The following is a 17,162-nucleotide window of genomic DNA, read 5'->3' on the forward strand; positions in this document are numbered from 1 at the left end:
CAGGGTGCACTGGCTCCGGCACCGGAGCGTAGTACTGGCGGGGCCGCTGCTGCGCTGAGCGTGCCGCCTCGGGGTGCTCGCGATAGTAAGCCTGGCGCTGCTCCTCGTAGCTGGGCTGGCGGTGCCGCCCCAAGGATTCTTCGCTGCGCCGGTGGCGCTGCGGCCGGTAGTCCGATGCCCGATGCTCGGGCTGGGGCCGGTTGATTGAGCGATCACGGCGCGGTTCTCGCCGCGGCTCCCGGCGGGGCTCACGCCGAGGTTCCCGCCGAGGTTCACGCCGCGGCTGCGGGTCGCGAGAAGACTGAGGATTGCGTCGAGAAGCGGGAGAGTCCCCCGCACGGGGCGATTGAGGGCGCCGCCTGACGGGACGACCGTAGTGATCGCGCAGGATACGGCCGTCTTTGTCTCTCGCGAAATCGTCCATGTCTGGATACTTTAATGCCTAAGACAATCCAAGCCTTGATACATCGAGGAATTGGTAGCCCAAAAAAGCCACGGCGTCGATGAAAAAATGGGCGAATACCAGTGGCCACACCCGCCGGAACTTCCAGTAGAAGGCTGCAAAGACCACGCCCATCACAATATTGCCCGCCCCGGCGCTGAGCCCCTGATACAGGTGATAGGAGCCGCGCAGCACTGCGGACGCGCCGATGATCGCCACCGGCGCCCAGCGCAGCTGCGCCAGCCGGGTGCTCAGCCACCACACCACCACGGTTTCTTCGGCGAAGGCATTGGCGAAGCTCCAGAGCAGCAGGATCAGGCCTGCCCACAGCCCCGCGTCATAGGCGGATACCACCACTTCTTTGGTCCAGCCGGCGTGCAAGGCCAGCACGTACAGCCCAAGTCCCGGAATACCGATCAGTGCGGCCAGAACGGCCCCGCTCAGCCCATCGCGCGGGCGCGGGCGCTGCAGAAAGATACGGTCGCGGGCGAGCAGATAGACCACTAACAGGCCCCAGCCGCAGAGCACGGCGGCCGAGATCAGCTGCAACCCCAGATCCAGCCACGGCGCCGAGGACTGTGGGGCGTTGAGCGTGGTGCTTTGTTTATTGAGCGCCTCGGGCGCGAGCAACGCATCGGTCAGCCGCAGGGCGGAGCGTAGCCCCGAGGCACCAAAGGTGATGAGAAGAACCACCAGGATTTCCGCCAGAATCATGCCTCTTCTCCTTTCGGCGCGCCCGCAGCTTCGAGCTGTTCGGCCACCCCGAGCAGCTCGGCGGGGCCGGTGTGGATACAGCCCAGGTGGAGTCCCACGGGCGGGCGCCCAGGCAGGGACCAGGGCACAGAGATGGCGGCGCGGCCAGTGATATTGAAGAGGCTGCCCCACGGGGTCCAGCGGGTTTGTTCGTCGAAATCGTCTTGGGGCTCTAGGGAGCTGAAGGTGCCGATCGGCGGGGGATCATAGGCCAAGGTGGGGGTGAGCAGCAGCTCGCAGGGCCAGGCGTAGCGCACATGCCGGTCGAGAGCGGCGAGGGTGCGCAGCGCCTCCTCGAGCGCCCCCGGGGCGAGGTCGCGACCCCGCTCGCGCATGTACTCCACGATCGGGGAGGCGGGGCCAGGAATGCGGCTCGACTTGTGCCACATCAGGGTTTGGAAGGCGGCGAAGGGCTCTGGGCCGTAGGCGGGGTCCACAGGGATGATCTCGTGCCCGTGGGCACGGAGCTGCTTAGTGGCGTCGGCAAGCGCAGAGAGCATGATCGGATCGACCTCCCCGTCGCCGTGCAGCGGGGCGCGGAGCACCGCAATGCGCAGGCGGCGGGGGTGGGGGCGAAAGCCGTGGAGAGCAGCGGCGCGGCGCACACTGGTGGTGAGGAAGCCTTGGGCGGTGAGCCGGCCCTCGCCGGGAGTGTGCGGCGGTTTGAAGCCCACCAGCCCGCATGCCGCGGCGGGTACTCGGATGGAGCCGCCGCCATCGGAGGCGTGGGCGACGTCGACGATGCCGCGCGCCACCAGGGCTGCCGCGCCGCCGGAGGAACCACCGGGAGTGCGCCCCGGCCACAGCGGGTTGCGGATGGCGGGCTGACCGACGGGCTCGGTATAGGCGGTCATCCCCATCTCCGAGGTGGCGCTCTTGCCGGCGATGGTGGCGCCCTGCTTCAGCAGCCATTCATTGACGTGATCATGGCTGCGCGGAATGTGGCGGCGATGTATCGAACCATAACTCGTGGGCATGCCCGCCACATCGGAGAGATCTTTGACGAAAAGCACCATGCCGTCGAGGTGGCCATGCCCGGTCGGGGCCACGGGCTGGGTGGTGGCATCGTGCACCACTCCGTGCTCGGCGGGGGTGAGCGCCGCCAGCTCGCGGTGAATGCGGGCGAGCTGGGCATCGATTGACGGGGCGGGATGCGGCATGAATGTTGATGGTAGACCGCTACTGGTGGCGGGGGAAAGGGAGCCCGTGTTTGTGTGCCAGTGAGCCGCTACACTCAAAGATCATGAGTACTAGGGTGGCTTTTCTCGGTCCGCGCGGCACGTTCACGGAGATGGCGATGCAGGCATTCGCCAAGCGCGGCTGCTTTGACGCAGACGATGTGACGGGGCTGCCGGTGTCCTCGCCGGCCGAGGCCCTCGACGCGGTCGTCCAAGACCGGGCTGACTATGCCTGCGTGGCCATCGAAAACTCGGTGGATGGGGCCGTCACCCCCACCTTCGATGCCCTCGCCGCCGCCGAGGGGGTACAGATTTATCACGAGTTCGCCCTCGATATCTCCTTCGCATTCATGCGGGGCGACGCCGCGCCTACGACCACCCCGCCGCGATTGAGCACCCACCCCGTGGCGTGGCAGCAGGTGAAACACTCGGCGCAGCGCCTGCTGGGCGAGGTTGAATTCATTCCCGCCTCCTCCAATGCCGCCGCGGCGGAAGCCGTGGCCCGCGGCGAGGCCGATTATGCAGCCGCCCCGGAAGCCGCCGCCGAGCTGTGGGGCTTGCAGGTGGTGGCCAGCGATGTGGCCGATGTGCCGGGGGCGCGCACCCAGTTCGTGGTGGTGGGCCCGGCAGGCATACCGACTCCGCGGACGGGAAATGATCGCACCTCCGTGGTGTTCACCCTGCCGAATGTGCCCGGCAGTCTGGTGGGGGCGCTGACGGAGTTCTCGCTTCGCGGCGTGGACCTCACCCGCATCGAGTCCCGCCCCACCCGCACTGGGCTGGGCACCTACCGCTTCCACGCCGACCTGGTGGGGCATATCGACGACGCCATCGTGGCCGAAGCGCTGCGGGCATTACACATGCGCTGCGAGTCCTTGCACTATCTCGGCTCGTGGCCACATAATTCCGCCCCGCCGGAGCAACCCAGCAACACCCCTGAACGTGATGCCGCCACCGCGTGGGTGGCCCGAATGAAAGAAGGTCAGCGATGAGTGCCACCTCCCGCCAGGGTCGTATTATTTTGGCTCGCCACGGCGAGACCTACGCCAATAAAAACCGTGTGCTCGATACCTTCCCGCCGGGAGCCGAGCTCACCGAGCAGGGCCAGCAGCAGGCCTATGCGCTGGGGGAGAAGCTCGTCGAGTTCAGCGGCGAGCACCTCGGGCAGATCTATTGCGGGCTGGCGATCCGCGCCCAGCAAACCGCGATGCGCGCCGCCGAACGCTTCCGCGACAGCAGCGGCCGCGAGCTGGGTCGAGTGCTGGTGCGCGAAGGAGTCCACGAGATCAGTGCCGGCGACCTCGAGGGCAGTACGGATCCCGAGGATGCCGCGCTCTACCTCGACTATTTCTACCGTCGCCTCTGCGGCGAGCAAGCGGCGCTGCCGGGAGGGGAGTCGCTGCGCGCGATCCTCAGCCGCTACCTGCCGGTGCTGGCCGAGATGCTCAACGAGCACGTGGATGCTGGCCGCGATGCGGTGCTGGTCAATCACGGCGCTATCAGCCGCACGGTTGCCAGCCATGCCTGTGGGCTGGAGCCGGAGTTCGCGCGGGATCACCGCCTCGAGAATTGCGGGCTGATTGTGCTGGAACCGCGCGGGCAGCTTTTCGGTAGTTGGACCCTGACCCACTGGTCAGATACTCCGGTGGGGGAGCTCGGCGGGGCCTAAAACACTGAGCCCTGGTAGCTCGGGTGGGTTTTAGCCCCAGCCGAGCTCGTGCAGCCGAGCGTCGTCAATGCCGAAATAGTGCGCGATCTCGTGTATCACGGTGATCCGCACCTGTTCGACGAGCTCACTTTCGCTCGCGCAATAATCCTTGAGGGATTCGCGGTAGATGGTGATGGTGTCCGGCAAAAAGCCGCTGAATTCATTGGTGCGCTCGGTCAGGGCCACGCCTTCGTAGAGCCCGAGGACGCCGGGGGATCGGGGATGGCGGTCCTCGATCTGGATCACCACGTTGGTGAGGTGGTTCAAGAGCTTCTCGGGGACGAGGTCCAGGCCTTCGTCTACGAGTTCTTCGAAGCGTTCATCGCTGATGGCAACCATGGTGCGCGTCCTTAACGGGGGAGGTCCTCGCGCAGCGGATTGCGCTCCGGCTGCGGCGGCGGGGCCGCGCCATCGATGGTGAAGGGGCCGGTGGCGGTGCCCTTCAACGTGGAGAAGCCACCATCCTCGCGGGCCTTGATCAGCGAGCAATTCACAGACTTCGAACCGCCCTGCCATGCATCGGCGGAGAGCGTGGTCCAGAAAGGCTGCAGCGTGGACTGGTAGAGGTTCTCCTCGCTGCCCAAGAAATCCTCCGCGGCCTGGGTGCAGACGCGGTTGAGTTCTTGATTTTGCTGCTCCTCGGTGGGTACGGAGTCCGGGAAGAACTCGGTGAGGTTCACCACGCGAGTGACCTCGAGAACGTGGTCGGTATCGCAGCTGACGGTGTGGGGCACATTGGCGGCGTCGATGCTCACGCAGGTGCCGGCCTCATAGACGCGGGCTTGGTCCTGATCGGCCACCTTGCCGGTGGTCTCCAGCGGCACGCCATTGGGGTCGGTGGATTGCAGACCACACAGCATGGTGCGATCGCCGGCCTCCCAGGCGCTGGGCGGGGGAAGCACCGGCGCGATGGAATAACGGCCGCGCGGATCATAGGTGCCGTTGAGATAGCTGATGGTGGGCTGCTGGCAGAGCTCCTCGCGCAGCTGCGCCTGCCGGGTGAGGTCCGGGGCGGGGGCGTCGGGGCCGAACTCGGAGGAGGGGTAGGCGGCCAGGTCTTCGCGGGCGGTGACCTCGAAGCGGTGCGGGCTAGCGCAGTCGGTTTGTTCGAAGTCAGCGACCTCACCTGCGGAGGTAAAGGACCATGTCACGCAGGAGCCGGCGTCGGCGGTGGTAAACGGCGCCACCTCTTTAACCGTGGAGGTCGTGGGGGAGGCGTCTGGGGTTTCCGCGGGTGTTTGGGATTCTCTGACCATGTCGAAGCTGCCAATCGCCACACCGCCGGCGAGGGCGGCGATTGCGCAGATCCGCAGCGCGGTGGCGCTGCGCCAGGTGGGTGTAGTCGTCGAATTCACGTCCCCCATGCTAGCGGCTTCCCTTTTCTCCGGCTGTAAGTGGCGTGGCATAAAGCCCCGTGCACAGCAGCAGCCGCAGCGTGACCCGCTCGCGCTGGGCGCCTAGGCGTAGTGGAGCGCTAGGCCCGCTGCACGTGGGTCTTGAGGCTAAAACGATCCGGGTGGTAGAGCGAGCGGCACCACTCCACGGGCTTATCGTTCGAGCTGGAGACTCGCGTGACGGCCAGGAGCGCGTCGAGGGGGCGAAGCCCCAGCAGCTCGGCATCATCGGGGCTGGCGTTGATGGCGGTGGCTGTTTGTTCCGCATCGGTGATGGCCACCCCATAGTCGCGATCCAGGATGGCGTAGACCGACTTATATACGTCGGTTTCCAGCAGCGTGGGGGCGTAGCGGGAGTTATACCAGCCATCGTCGATGGCATAAGGCTCGCCATTGCCCAGCCGCAGCCGCACCAGGTGGGTGTGCGGGGTGCTGGGGTCGGTGCCGAAGAACTTCGCCACCTCCGGCGGGGCGGGCGCCCAGGCGGAGGCCAGGATTTTCGAGCTAGCGGTGAGCTGCTGGGCTTCCATTTCGGAGGAGAAGGACGCCAAATGCAGGCGATTGATCAGCGGATTGGGGGCCACGAAGGTGCCTTTGCCCCGAGCGCGTTTGAGCTTGCCGCTAGCCACGAGGTCACCAATTGCGCGGCGCACGGTGATGCGAGAAACACCGAAGGTATCTTCAAGGATGCGCTCGCCGGGCAGCATATCTCCGGGCTTGAGCTCGTGGGTGCAGATGTCCTCGAGAACTTCCCGCAGCTGGGCATGCTTGGGCTTGCCGGTGTCGGCAAGCGGGCGCGCGGGAAAAGACGGGGACGGGGACATACCTCCATACTAGCGAACTGGTGATAACCGGAGCGGGCCAATGGATGTATCCTCTGCCACGCGCTGGGGTGGAGACAGTCCCATTTTTGGCCCGCTGCGCGGTAGGCTGATGAATGTGATTGATCTAAAGTTCTTGCGTGAAAACCCAGATGTCGTTCGCCAGTCCCAGCTGAACCGCGGGGACGATCCTGCGCTTGTCGACGCCCTCCTCGCGGCCGATGAGCGCCGCCGTTCCGCCATTGTCGACGCGGATGCTCTGCGCAGTGAGCAGAAGGCCTTCGCGAAGAAGATTGGCCAAGCCGCCCCCGAGGCCCGCCCAGCCCTGCTCGAGGGATCTAATGAGCTCAAGGCCAAGGTTAAGGCAGCCGATGCGGAGCAAAAGGCCGCCGAATCTGAGGTGCACGAACTACAGATGAAGCTCTCCAACGTGGTGGAGGGCGCCCCCGCCGGCGGCGAAGAGGACTTCGTCGAGGTGGACTATGTGGGTACCCCGCCCGAGCTGGATTTCGAGCCCAAGGATCACGCCGAGCTCGGCGAGAGCCTCGGCCTGCTCGATATGGAGCGCGGCGTGAAGGTTTCGGGCGCCCGCTTCTATTACCTCACCGGCTACGGCGCCCTGCTGGAGCTCGGCCTGATGAACCTTGCCGCCAAGAAGGCGATGGAGCACGGCTTTAAGCTCATGGTGCCGCCGGTGCTGGTGCGCCCCGACGTGATGGCCGGTACTGGCTTCCTCGGCGAGCACTCCGATGAAATCTACTATCTCCCCGCCGATGACCTTTATCTCGTGGGCACCTCGGAGGTGGCCTTGGCTGGCTACCACAAGGACGAGATCATCGACCTCAGCGATGGGCCCAAGAAATACGCGGGCTGGTCCAGCTGTTTCCGTCGTGAAGCTGGCTCCTATGGCAAGGACACCCGCGGAATTATCCGCGTCCACCAGTTCAACAAGCTGGAGATGTTCGTCTACGCCAAGCCCGAGGATGCGGAGCAGGAGCACCAGAACCTGCTGAATATGGAGCGCGATATGCTCTCCGCCATCGAGGTGCCCTATCGCGTCATCGATATTGCCGGCGGCGATTTGGGTCAGTCCGCGGCCCGCAAGTTCGACACCGAGGCCTGGATTCCCACCCAAAATACCTACCGCGAGCTCACCTCCACCTCCAACTGCACCACCTTCCAAGCCCGTCGCCTGCAGACCCGCTACCGTGATGAGCAGGGCCGCGCCCAGGTGTGCGCCACCCTCAATGGCACCCTCGCCACCACCCGCTGGCTGGCGGCCCTGTTGGAGAATCACCAGCGCAAGGACGGCTCCGTGGTGGTGCCGGAGCAGCTGCGCCCCTATGTGGGCGTGGATGTGCTGGAGCCCCAAAGCTAGCCCCGACCGCCAACTCTCGGCTGCCCCCTAGGCCGATCAGGACCCCATAAGAGGACACCGTCAATGTGGAGAAAAAACAACCAGCGTTTCCGGAAGACCTCTGGATTCCTCGTGCCCACTTCCGAGCCGGTCATCAGCGCATCACACCACGCTGAGCTGAAGGAGCCGGTGTATCGCATCGGTATCGCCGTGGCACGGCTGGTGATGAAATTCCAGGGGATCCGCGCCGTGGTGGAGGGCACCGAGAATATTCCCGCCGATGGCGCAGCGGTGATCGCGGTGAATCACACCGGCTACATGGACTTCATCTTTGCCGGCGTCCCCGCCTACCTGCGGGGCCGGCGGCTGGTGCGGTTTATGACCAAAAAGGAGATTTTCTCCGCCCCCTTCCCGGTGGGCTGGGTGATGCGCGCGATGAAGCACGTGCCCGTGGACCGCGAGGCCGGCCACGACGCCTTCGAGGCCGCAGTACAGCACTGCAGCGACGGCCACTTGGTGGGCATTTTCCCAGAGGGCACGATCTCTCGCTCCTTCGATCTCAAGGAGTTCAAAACGGGGGCGGCCCGCATCGCGCAGCGTTCCGAGGTGCCCCTGATCCCGCTGGTCGTATGGGGTTCCCAGCGCTTCTGGACCAAGGATTTGCCGAAGAATCTCGGCCGCAAGCACCTGCCGCTGTGGGTGCGCGTCGGCGAGCCGATTTCCACTGAGGGCAACCCCGAGGAGGTCACCGCTCGGCTGCGCGATCGCATGAGCGAGATGCTGGCCGAGGTGCGCCGCGACTATGCCGAGGAGTTTGGCCCCTTCGCCGGCGATGAGCCGTGGCTGCCCGCGAGCATCGGGGGCTCTGCACCAACCCAGGAGCGGGCTGACCTATTGGATCAGGCGGAGAAAGAGCGTCGACAAGCGAAACAAGCTCGCAAGGCCGAGCAGGCACAGGCGAAAGCCGCTAAGAAAATGAAAGAGAAAAAACGATGACCTCGTCACCTTCGCCCACGGATGGCATGTTTGCGCGACCGCTGCTCATCGCCACCGACGTGGACGGTACCCTCATCGACGACGCCGAGCGCATCCCACCCCGCGTGGTGAGTGTGCTTCAGCAGGCCGTGCACGAAGGAACGAAGGTGGTGCTCGCCACCGGCCGGCCGCCGCGCTGGATCTTCCCCATCCTCGAGCAGCTAGGAATTAATCCGCTGTGCGTATGCGCCAATGGCGCCATTGTCTATGACTCCGCCCAAGACAGGATCATTCATAGCGCCACGCTAAAACCGGAGACTCAGCGGACAGTCGCCCGCATCGCCACCGAGGTGCTGGAACCGCTGGGCGGGGTACATTTCGCCGTCGAACGCGCCGGGCGCTCCGCCTTCGACCCCACCCATGAGCTCTTTGCGGTGGCACCGGATTATTCCCACGCCTGGGAGTCGCAGGAGTACGGGGTGGAGGAGCATAAGGAGCTCTTCGGCAGCTCCGCGGTGAAGCTGCTGGTGCGCAGCGAGCATCTTAGCTCCGAGAAGATCGCCGACCTGCTGCGTGACCGCATTCCCGCAGAGATGGCGCATGTGACCTTTTCCATGTCCGGCGGATTGGTGGAAGTGTGCGCCCCAGACGTGAACAAGGCGGTCGGATTGGCGCAGGTGGCCAACTACTACGGCGTCGACGCCGCCGACGTGATGAGCTTTGGCGATATGCCTAATGACTGCGAGATGCTCCGCTGGTCGGGTCGCTCCTATGCCATGGGCAACGCCGCCCAGGCTGTGCGCGACGCCGCCGATGAGACCATTGGCGATAACAACGAAGGCGCGATCGCCGACGTGCTAGAGCCGCTCTTCCCCGAATCCTAACGCGCCACCGCGTAGCCCCCACCGCCAATACCGGCAGGTGGGGGCTGTGCTGCGTCGGTCGGCGCGAGGCTGTGGCGCCAGACTACAGCGCAGAAACCGCCCCATCCGACGGTGCGGAGGGGGCGGTCAGAGTACTGGCTGAGGCCAGCGCTTCGCGGTGATCTGGGCGCCTAGCGGGCGATGATCTCGAGGCTGCCATCCGTGGGGTTATAGCTGATGTGGCCGCCGATGAAGTCCACTCGGTAGCCGTCCTCGGTGGCGTATTGATCGCTGGTCGGCAGACCCAGGATGCCGGCGTCGAGTCCGGTCGAGGCCCACGCATCCGCGATCTCGCCCCACAGCGCGTGCGTGCCGCCCTCGGGGGAGGAGATGATCACACCATCGGTGAAGGGCACATAGCGCAGCTCGCCCACGGCCTCCGAGGGCGATGCGTAGTGCACGCCACCGCGCGGGCTGCCCAATACGGGACCGAAGCGGTTATCAATCTCGTTGTATTTCTGCGCTTCGACGCTATCTCCAGTGGTGGTGATCTTCTTCGGCACAAACACCGGCAGATCGGCGATGCTCAAATCATCGATCATCGGGATATTACCCACCTCATCCAGCGCACCATTCTGCATGCCCGGAGCGTTCTCGGAATTGAGCACGAGGGCCAAGATGGAGCCGACGATATCGAGGATCTCGGAGACATCGACACTGCGGCCTTGGACATGATCGATGATGGCGCCGAGGGCGCGGGAGAAGAGCGCGGATGCCTCTTGATCGGCCTCGCCGGTGAGATCCACCTCAGAATCCGGGGTGGGTTCCTTCGTAGTGTCCTCCTCCGGTTCCGGAGTGGGCTCCTTCTCCGCAGGCGTGGTGGTGGAGGTCGCCGGGGTGGGCTCCTTCTCGCTGGTGGTCTCCGTGGTGGTTTCCGCCGCGGTCTCGGAGGTGTTCTCCGCAGTGCTCGGTGTAGTGCTTGCAGAAGACGTGGTTGTCGTTGCGGCAGGCGTCGTGCTCGAGGTCGCCGGGGTGGGCTCCTTCTCGCTCGTGGTCTCCGCAGCGGGCTCTGTGGTGGTTTCCGAGGTGGTTTCCGTGGTGCTGGTCTCGGCAGTGCTGCTCTCGGCAGTGCTGCTCTCGCTCGTGGATTCCGTGGTGGTCTCCGTGGTGGTCTCAGCAGCCGCCGTCGACGTGGTGGTCTCCGCGGTGGAGGTCTCGGTATCGCTGCTTGTGCCCACCGCGCCAGCGTTGATGGCATCGTAGGTCTTCTTGGCGATGGTGCGGATCTTCAGCATCTGCGCGTAGCCGGCGTCGCCGGGGCAGGTGGTATTGCCCACGTCGCGGTGCGCGAAAATATTCGGCAGCTTCACCGCGGTACCGGCGGGGTACTTGGTGTAGTGGCTGCCCTCGGAGTAGTGGATGCTGGAGCCGGTGGGATCGAGGCCCTCGACGGCGGTGCGCCAGCCGATAGTCTTACCCATGGACTCGATGGTGGCGGTGGTGGGGTTCTGGGTGGAGTAGTTGCCGATCATGGAGATGCCCCAGGTGTTCTGGTTGAAGCCACCGGCGTGCGCCCCTTGCACGGCCTTGTTGAGGCCGCCAGCGCGGCCTTCGTAGATATTGCCGAACTTGTCTACCAGTGCGTTGTATCCGATATCGCACCAGCCGAGGGTGGCGGCGTGGTAGTGATAGATGCCGCGCACCTGGGCGGCCGCCTGGGCAGCGGTGTAGTTATTGCTGCCGGCGGTGTGGTGCACGGTGATCCCGGAAACGTGGTCATCGTAGGTGGGGCTCATGCAGCGCTTGGACTCGTCCGCGCCCCAGCCGGCACGGGAGATCATGCTGGGCATGCCATCGGAATCGGTGGCCAGCTCGATGCCGGCACGCGGGTCGGTGGAGGCGTTGCCGTCGATGAACACGGCATCGAGATTCGTGGGCCCACCGGAGATCAGGTCCACGTTGGTCACGGAGACCTGCACGGAGTGGGTGGGGGCGAGGTAGATCAGCTCGGTGCCGTCTTTTTCGCCGCCGCTGCTCTCGTTGAGGGGCTCGGCCTCATACCAGGGGCCCCAGTTGCCGGCGTCGTCCTTGGCGCGGAAGTGGGCCACAAAGTCCTTGGTGCCGTCCCAGGTGAGCGCGAACATGGAGAATTCTTCGTCGCGGGTGAATTGTTTGACGGTGCGTTCACCCTCGCCCTCGCCTTGGCTGTCTACTGCGGGGTCAGTAACCACCACGTTGTCGCCGCTGTCGAAGGAGATGGAGGATTCGCTGACGCTAATCGGGTCGGCCGCGACGGAGTCGGTGGGCCGGATGGTCTCGGAGTTCATGGCTACTACGGAGCCGAGGATCACGCTTGCCGCCGCCACGATGGCAGTGAGCGGCCGCCCCGTTCGGCCGAGGAACCGTCGTCGTTGCTGCACTATGGATTGCCCCCTGAGGGTTGTTGCTGGAGAAACGTAAATTAACCTTTGTAAATCTTAGTATAAAGCTGGGAAAATTGATACGAATGTGGTCAGCGTGCAGGGCGTGGGGCTGATCTGGTGGCTGACATGTCCACATAGGCTGGGCATTGTGCCCTCCGGTTCTTCTTCTGCGCCGCGGCCCCGCCATCACCCTTTGCTGGGGCCACTTGGTTAAGCTTCGGAGATATGACTGACTATGACCTCATTGTTGTGGGCTCAGGCCTCTTTGGGCTCACGGTTGCGGAGCGTGCTGCCTCGCAACTGGGTAAGCGGGTATTGATCGTCGAAAAGCGTGGGCATCTCGGTGGCAACGCCTATTCCGAGAAGGAGCCGGAGACCGGCATTGAGGTGCACCGCTATGGCGCGCACCTCTTCCACACCTCCAATAAGCGGGTCTGGGAGTATGTGAACCAGTTCACCTCCTTCACGGGCTACCAGCACCGTGTGTTCGCGATGCATGATGGCCAGGCCTATCAGTTCCCGATGGGACTGGGGCTGATCGCGCAGTTCTTCGGCAAGTACTACAGCCCCGAGGAGGCCAAGGCTCTTATCGAGGAGCAGGCCGCCGAGGTGGACACCGATGACGCCCAGAATCTCGAAGAAAAGGCGATTTCGCTGGTCGGACGCCCCCTCTATGAGGCGTTTATTCGGGATTACACCGCCAAGCAATGGCAGACCGACCCGAAGGAGTTGCCGGCATCGAATATCACCCGCCTGCCGGTGCGCTACACCTTCGATAACCGCTACTTCAATGACACCTACGAGGGCCTGCCGGTAGACGGCTATGCCGCGTGGCTGGAGAAGATGGCCGAGCATGAGCTCATTGAGGTGCAGCTGAATACCGACTGGTTCGAGGTGCGCGAGCGCTATAGCGGCGTGCCCGTGGTCTATACCGGCCCCATGGATCGCTACTTCGACTACTCCGAGGGGCGTCTCGGTTGGCGCACCCTTGATTTCGAGCTCGAGGTGCTGCCGGTGGGCGATTTCCAGGGCACCTCGGTGATGAACTACAACGATGCGGACGTGCCCTATACCCGCATCCACGAGTTCCGCCACTTCCACCCGGAGCGCGATAGCTATCCGAATGACAAGACCGTGATCATGAAGGAGTATTCCCGCTTCGCCGAGGGCGATGATGAGGTGTACTACCCGATCAACACCCCGGAGGATCGCGATATTCTCGGCCGCTACCGTGCCCTCGCCAAGGACGAGGAGGAGCGCAATCAAGTGTTCTTCGGCGGCCGCCTGGGCACCTATCAATACCTGGATATGCACATGGCTATTGCCTCCGCGCTGAGCATGTTCGATAACAAGCTGCGCGATATCCTCTAGCCTTCTTTCGCTTATCGACGCCATCTCGCGCAGGCGTCACCCCCGAACACAGGGTCGAGACCGGTTAAGCCGCCTCGGCCCTGTTTTCTTTATGTCTAAAGAGGTATCACTATTGCCCTAGCTACCCCCGCTCGGGTGGTTCCGAGCGTCTATGGCACAGATTCGGGTGGAGACAATCATCACAAGGCGAGGGGTGGTATGGGGGAAGGGGGTGGGGTTGAGCTGCACTGATCCTCTCGCTTAACTAACTCTTACGTAGGCGGAGCAAATGGTGCTCAGAGTGTTCTTCTTAGGCGGCGTTAATCTGAGAATTAGTGTTGCCTGCGCGCCGCGCCCGAAGGAGGAATGTGGAGCCCGCAGAACACTGGCCCTATTCAGATTGTTAAGAGAAAAGGAGCTCGGAAGAGATCATGGGTATGTCATGGCTCGCTGCCCCGCCGGCGGCACCCCGAAAGAGTTCTGAAGAAATCGACCGCCTCTACCCGCGCCTGCGTCTGCAGGTGTTCATGGGTATCTTCATCGGCTACGCCGGTTTCTATTTGGTGCGCAACAACATCTCGGCGGTGGCACCGCTGCTGGTGAAAGAAGGCCACATCGATGTGGTCGGCGTCGGCGTGATCGCCAATGCCGTGCTGTTCGCCTATGGGCTGTCGAAATTCTTCTCGGCTATGGTCTCTGACCGCTCCAATGCCCGCTACTTCATGCCGCTGGGCCTGGCGCTCTCGGCGATTGTGAACCTCTTCATCGCTTTCGTGCCGTGGGTGTCCGCCTCGGTCACGGTGTTTGCCACCGTCATGTTCATCAACGGCTGGGTGCAGGGCATGGGCTGGCCGCCCTGCGGTCGCGTCCTCGTCTACTGGTTCTCCACGAATGAGCGCGGTTTTAAAACCTCGCTGTGGAATACCGCCCACAATGTGGGCGGCGCGGCCCTGCCCGCCCTCATCGCCCTCGGCCTGTGGATGTTCCCCGATACCTGGGAGGTCGCCTTCTGGGTACCGGCCGTGGTCGCCCTCGTGGTGGCCGCCATCGGCTTCCTCTTGGTGCGTGACCGGCCCGAGGCCGAAGGCTTGCCGCCGATCGAGGAATACCGCCACGACCCCGCCAAGGTGGATGTCGACGAGGACGATGACACCAGCACTCTGGATCGAGTGTTGAAGCACGTGCTCACCAACCGCACCATCGTGATGCTGGCCATCGCCAATGTCTTCGTCTACGCCCTGCGCTATGGCGTGCTCAACTGGATCACCGTGTTCTTGCACGATAAGCACAACGCAGAGATCGGCAGCGGCCTGGTGGGCTTCGCCACCTTCGAGCTCGCGGGCATTGTTGGCACCATCCTCTGCGGCGTGGTCTCCGACAAGGTGTTCCGCGGTTGGCGTTCCGGCGCCGGCATGCTCTTCAGCGTCGGTGTGGTGGTGTGCATCCTCTTCTACTGGCTGCTTCCCGTGGGCACCCCGATGTGGCTGCTCATCCTGCTCGTGGGCATGATCGGTGGCCTCATCTACGGCCCCGTGATGCTCATCGGGCTGCAGGCCATTGACCTCTCCCCGCACAATGTCGCCGGCACCGCCGCAGGCTTCACCGGCCTCTTCGGCTACCTGCTGGGTGCGACGCTCGCCTCTACCGGCGTGGGCGTCGTGGTGAAGAACTACGGCTGGGATATGGCCTTTACTATCTTCATTATCTTCGGCGTGATCACCGTGCTGCTATTCGCACTGGTGGGCCGCGATGAGCGGCGGCTCATGCAGGCCCACGCGGAAAAGGTGAAGAACTCCTAGTTCTCCTCCATCTCCACCACGGTGGTCGGGCCAATCGCGACGCCCTGCGCCGCGAGGGCCTTGATCACCGCCACGATCGCCGCGTCCATGGACGTGACGGTCTCCATCTGCCGGGATCCGGACCAGAAGCGGATCTCCATGGTGGCCAGTCCTCCCACCACATCGCGGAGCACGGCCACCGGCTCCGGCTCATTGAGCACAGCGGGCTCGGCGTTGAGCGCCTCTATGGCGATCACCCGGGCCCGCTCATAGTCTTTGGGATTGCGGATCTCCACGTCGAAGGAGGTCCGCACCCACTCGTTATGGGTCTGCACCGTCATCATCGAGGTGTGCACCGTGCCATTGGGAATGAGCACTTGGCGGCCATTAAAGGTGCGCACCGTGGTGGTGGAGAGGTTAATGTCTGTCACGGTGCCGGAAATATCCTCGATGGCGATCTGATCGCCCACCACCGGTTTTTCCCGCATGAGAATCACCAGCCCAGCAAACATGTTGCCCAGCACGGTTTGGAAGGCAATACCGGCGGCGATGGACACCACGCCCAAGCCGCCAATGATATTGACCGGCTTAATCGAGGGGAAGGTGTAGGTAATGGCCACGCCAAAGGCGATAATGATGACCGCCCACGCTGCGATCTGCGCGAAGGCCCGCGCCGAGACCGGGGCGCGCCCCACGGTGACGAGCAGCGGCTTCGTCAGCTTGAGCACCACCCAGGCGAGCATGCAGCCGACGAGGAAAATCAGGGCGCCAATGCCCACCTTCTCCCATGTGAGCATGCGCACCGCTTGTTGAACTTGATCGGCGGTGACTCCGCCCTCGGCGGCGCTGGACTGCTGCGCCAGAATAGTCGCCAGCATCTCTGTTTATTTCTTTCTCTCGTCGGCAGAAGAATCAGTGTGGTCAGCGGTACCCGCCGGGCAGGTGCGGATCTCCATTCCGGCTGCCCGGAGACGGCGCAGCGCGGCCGCACCGCCGCCGGTGGCTGGGGTGAGCACGCCGGCGGTGGCAGGGGAGTCCGCGTCGAGAAGCGACAGCGCAATCTCGCTGATCATCAGCGCGGTGCTGTCATATCCGGGGTCGCGGTCGTGGTGGATGCGCACACTGTGGCCGCTGGCCAGCTCGGTGGTGGTCACCGTGAAACGCCCTGTGGCGCGCTGCTGCTCGCTGGGGCCTTCTCCCGGGGCGGGGAATAGCCGCTGCAGCACTCGCTGCCCCCAGTCCCGTTGCGCGAGATAGCTGATCGCGCCCAGCACAGCGGTGAAGGCGAGCGCCCGCGGCCGTGAGCCGAGATCATGCACCTCGCTATAGCGGAAGGACTCGCCATAGCCGAGCAGCCAGGCCGAACGCCGCACCAGGCGCACGTTATAGCCGGCCATAAAGAACGGCGCGAGACTCTCCCCGCGTCCCAAACGGGGGCGTGACGACGCCTCCTCGCTGGGCGCCGGACCATAGAGCTCATTATTTAATGCATAGGGGTGGCGGGCCGCGGGGCGCCCGGTGCGCAGCGAGTTGAGCATGGAGGCGATGGTCCCGCCCGAGACCCCGCCGACCAGATCGGAAACCACCATCTGCACCGTGCCGAGCTGCCCGCCACAGTGCTCAGCGAGCAGCCAGCAGGCCAGATCGGAGGGCACAGAGTCGAAACCACAGGAGTGGATGATTTTCGCCCCGCGTGCCGCGGCGAGATCGTCGAGCTCGCGGACACTATCTTGGACGAATTCGGCCTCGCCGGAGAGATCCACATAGTGGGTGCCGGCCTCGGCGCAGGCGCGCACCAGCGCCCGGCCATAGCGGGCATAGGGGCCGACGGTGGTGATGATCACCCGGGCGCTGCGGGCGAGCTCGGCCATAGCCGCCGCATCGCTGGCATCGGCCACGCGCACGGGCACCTGTGTCTCGCCATAGAGTTCAGTGAGGGTGTGCTCGGAGCGGCCGGCGAAGCAGAGCCGGCGCTCGCCGCCGTGCTCCAGCAGATAGCGGGCGATTATTCGGCCCACAAAGCTCGTGGCGCCAAAGAGCACAATGTCGTAGTCACGGGATGGGTTAGCGCTGCTCATAGTGTCCATAGACTAACAGCCTCCACCTCAGCTAAGGCGCTG

General features: G+C 64.3%; 15 protein-coding genes. 7 read left to right on the forward strand and 8 right to left on the reverse strand.

All coding sequences use genetic code 11. The features are described from left to right. Window positions 1-442: 442 nt before the first annotated feature. Together KRX12_RS07415 and KRX12_RS07420 are read right to left on the reverse strand one after the other, a co-directional pair. Window positions 443-1,156 (reverse strand): CPBP family intramembrane glutamic endopeptidase, encoded by a 714-nt coding sequence (locus KRX12_RS07415; protein ID WP_218364669.1) that lies wholly within the window; start codon window positions 1,154-1,156, stop codon window positions 443-445. Continuing rightward, window positions 1,153-2,355, reverse strand: coding sequence for an amidase (locus tag KRX12_RS07420; protein WP_218364668.1), 1,203 nt, complete (start codon window positions 2,353-2,355; stop codon window positions 1,153-1,155). The genes KRX12_RS07415 and KRX12_RS07420 overlap by 4 nt, the downstream gene beginning before the upstream one ends. A gap of 83 nt (window positions 2,356-2,438) precedes the next feature. Between KRX12_RS07420 and pheA the strand changes: the two genes are divergently transcribed. Both pheA and KRX12_RS07430 read left to right on the forward strand, forming a co-directional pair. Next, window positions 2,439-3,365, forward strand: coding sequence for a prephenate dehydratase (gene pheA / locus KRX12_RS07425; RefSeq protein ID WP_218366216.1), 927 nt, complete (start codon window positions 2,439-2,441; stop codon window positions 3,363-3,365). After that, complete coding sequence (locus tag KRX12_RS07430; protein WP_218366217.1) at window positions 3,362-4,042, forward strand: histidine phosphatase family protein; 681 nt, start codon at window positions 3,362-3,364, stop codon at window positions 4,040-4,042. The genes pheA and KRX12_RS07430 overlap by 4 nt, the downstream gene beginning before the upstream one ends. Before the next feature lie 30 nt (window positions 4,043-4,072). On the opposite strand, the gene KRX12_RS07435 is transcribed toward KRX12_RS07430, so the two are convergent. The 3 genes from KRX12_RS07435 to KRX12_RS07445 form a co-directional block, all read right to left on the reverse strand. Next, window positions 4,073-4,420, reverse strand: a complete 348-nt coding sequence (locus KRX12_RS07435) for a metallopeptidase family protein (protein ID WP_218364663.1) — start codon at window positions 4,418-4,420, stop codon at window positions 4,073-4,075. An 11-nt stretch (window positions 4,421-4,431) separates the two neighbouring features. Beyond that, a complete protein-coding gene (locus KRX12_RS07440) occupies window positions 4,432-5,445 on the reverse strand; it encodes a septum formation family protein (protein ID WP_218364662.1) in 1,014 nt (337 codons plus the stop codon). Between the two features lie 110 nt (window positions 5,446-5,555). Further along, window positions 5,556-6,299: a GntR family transcriptional regulator gene (locus KRX12_RS07445; RefSeq protein ID WP_218364661.1), complete on the reverse strand. Its 744-nt coding sequence runs from the start codon at window positions 6,297-6,299 to the stop codon at window positions 5,556-5,558. A gap of 115 nt (window positions 6,300-6,414) precedes the next feature. On the opposite strand from KRX12_RS07445, the gene serS reads away from it, so the two are divergent. The 3 genes from serS (at window position 6,415) to KRX12_RS07460 (ending at window position 9,512) form a co-directional block, all read left to right on the forward strand. After that, a complete protein-coding gene (gene serS / locus KRX12_RS07450) occupies window positions 6,415-7,674 on the forward strand; it encodes a serine--tRNA ligase (protein ID WP_218366218.1) in 1,260 nt (419 codons plus the stop codon). A gap of 63 nt (window positions 7,675-7,737) precedes the next feature. After that, on the forward strand, window positions 7,738-8,649 hold the full coding sequence (locus tag KRX12_RS07455) for a 1-acyl-sn-glycerol-3-phosphate acyltransferase (protein WP_218366219.1): 912 nt from the start codon (window positions 7,738-7,740) through the stop codon (window positions 8,647-8,649). Further along, window positions 8,646-9,512, forward strand: a complete 867-nt coding sequence (locus tag KRX12_RS07460) for an HAD family hydrolase (protein WP_255549187.1) — start codon at window positions 8,646-8,648, stop codon at window positions 9,510-9,512. Before KRX12_RS07455 ends, KRX12_RS07460 begins: the two co-directional genes overlap by 4 nt. Before the next feature lie 170 nt (window positions 9,513-9,682). Here KRX12_RS07460 and KRX12_RS07465 read toward each other — a convergent pair whose 3' ends face one another. Continuing rightward, window positions 9,683-11,911: an N-acetylmuramoyl-L-alanine amidase gene (locus tag KRX12_RS07465; protein WP_218366220.1), complete on the reverse strand. Its 2,229-nt coding sequence runs from the start codon at window positions 11,909-11,911 to the stop codon at window positions 9,683-9,685. Window positions 11,912-12,139: 228 nt separating this feature from the next. Between KRX12_RS07465 and glf the strand changes: the two genes are divergently transcribed. Both glf and KRX12_RS07475 read left to right on the forward strand, forming a co-directional pair. After that, window positions 12,140-13,285, forward strand: a complete 1,146-nt coding sequence (glf, locus tag KRX12_RS07470; protein WP_218364656.1) for a UDP-galactopyranose mutase — start codon at window positions 12,140-12,142, stop codon at window positions 13,283-13,285. A gap of 410 nt (window positions 13,286-13,695) precedes the next feature. Next, window positions 13,696-15,063 carry an MFS transporter gene (locus KRX12_RS07475; RefSeq protein WP_218364654.1) on the forward strand — a complete coding sequence of 456 codons (1,368 nt, stop codon included), beginning with the start codon at window positions 13,696-13,698 and terminating at the stop codon, window positions 15,061-15,063. On the opposite strand, the gene KRX12_RS07480 is transcribed toward KRX12_RS07475, so the two are convergent. Next, window positions 15,060-15,920 carry a mechanosensitive ion channel family protein gene (locus KRX12_RS07480; protein ID WP_218364652.1) on the reverse strand — a complete coding sequence of 287 codons (861 nt, stop codon included), beginning with the start codon at window positions 15,918-15,920 and terminating at the stop codon, window positions 15,060-15,062. The two genes, KRX12_RS07475 and KRX12_RS07480, sit on opposite strands and share 4 nt — an antisense overlap. A 6-nt stretch (window positions 15,921-15,926) precedes the next feature. Continuing rightward, window positions 15,927-17,120 carry a trans-acting enoyl reductase family protein gene (locus tag KRX12_RS07485; RefSeq protein ID WP_218366221.1) on the reverse strand — a complete coding sequence of 398 codons (1,194 nt, stop codon included), beginning with the start codon at window positions 17,118-17,120 and terminating at the stop codon, window positions 15,927-15,929. Window positions 17,121-17,162: the final 42 nt, after the last annotated feature.

Source organism: Corynebacterium sp. TAE3-ERU2 (assembly GCF_019209955.1).
In the GTDB taxonomy this organism is placed as follows: Bacteria; Actinomycetota; Actinomycetes; order Mycobacteriales; family Mycobacteriaceae; genus Corynebacterium; species Corynebacterium megadyptis.